Annotated in this window: 1 protein-coding gene; it reads right to left on the bottom strand. The window is 74.5% G+C overall.

Annotation, left to right across the window (positions count from 1 at the left end; genetic code table 11):
- Window positions 1-1343, bottom strand: a 1343-nt coding sequence (locus ABZY31_RS31240; protein WP_356417069.1) for a polyketide synthase dehydratase domain-containing protein, incomplete at both ends; no start/stop codon positions are given.

The raw sequence follows: 1343 nt of genomic DNA, 5'->3' as shown, positions 1-1343 counted from the left end.
TCCGCGAACACCTGCGCACCCTCACCCAGCACCAGCCAGTCGTCGAACGACCCGACCGCAGCCACCGACGTCCACTCCACCCGGAACAGCGAGTCCCGGGTCAGGTCCGGCGCCGTGTCGAGCTGGTCCCGGCTCACGGCCCGCAGGGCCAGTCCGGCGACCGAGGCGACCGGTTCTCCGGACGCGTCGGCCAGGGTGAGCGCGACCTCGCCGTTGCGGGCGACGGTCAGGCGTACACGGAGCGCGGAGGCTCCCACGGCGTGCAGCGCAACGCCGGTCCAGGAGAAGGGGAGCCGTCCTTCCGTACCCGCAGTGTCCGCGGTTGCGCCCAGTCCGAGGGCGTGCAGGGCGGCGTCGAGCAGGGCCGGGTGAAGGCCGAAGCGGGCGGCGTCGTCCGCGGCGCCCTCGGGGAGGGCCACTTCGGCGTAGTAGGTGCCGTCCTGCAACCAGGCCGCGGTCAGGCCCTGGAACACCGGGCCGTAGCCGAAGCCGGACTCCGCGAGGCCCTCGTACAGACCGTCCACCGGGACGGGCTCCGCTCCGGTCGGCGGCCAGTCGGTCAGGCGCTGCGGGGCGGGGTCGGCCCCGGTCGCGAGCGCGCCGACGGCGTGCCGCGTCCACGGGGTTTCCTGGTCCGCGTCCTCGGGGCGGGAGTGCAGGGCGAGGCTGCGGCGGCCCGACGGGTCGGGCGCGCCGATGGAGAGCCGCAGCTGCACGGCGCCGTGCTCCGGGAGCACCAGCGGTGCTTCCAGGGTGAGTTCGTCGACGAGGTCGCAGCCGACGTGCTGCCCGGCCTGGAGGGCCAGCTCGACGAAGGCCGTGCCGGGCAGGAGGGCCGCGCCCATGACCCGGTGGTCACCGAGCCAGGGGTGGGTGGACAGGGAGAGGCGGCCGGTGAACAGGTGACCGTCGGAGTCGGGGAGCTGGACCGCGGCGCCGAGCAGCGGGTGGTGGGCGGCGCCGAGACCGGCAGCGGTGACGTCGCCGTCGGTGCGGCCGGCGTCGAGCCAGTAGACGGCGCGCTGGAAGGCGTACGTCGGCAGATCCACTCGGGTGGCGCCCAGCGGGGCGTAGTACGCCTGCCAGTCGACGGAGGCGCCGCGGACATAGGCGGTGGCGAGTGCGGTGAGCAGCGTCTCGGCCTCGGCGCGGTCCTTGCGGAGGGCGGACGCGAAGGCGGCGCCTTCTCCGGAGACGCAGTCCTGGGCGAGGGCCGACAGGACGCCGTCAGGCCCGAGTTCGACGTAGGTGGTGACCCCTGCCGCCTCCAGCGTCCGGACACCGTCGAGGAAGCGAACGCCTTCACGGACGTGCCGCACCCAGAACTCCGCCGAACCCATCTC

It is taken from the genome of Streptomyces sp. NPDC006529, from assembly GCF_040611795.1.
Classification (GTDB): Bacteria; Actinomycetota; Actinomycetes; order Streptomycetales; family Streptomycetaceae; genus Streptomyces.
This window is presented reverse-complemented; position numbering and strand designations above follow the sequence as displayed.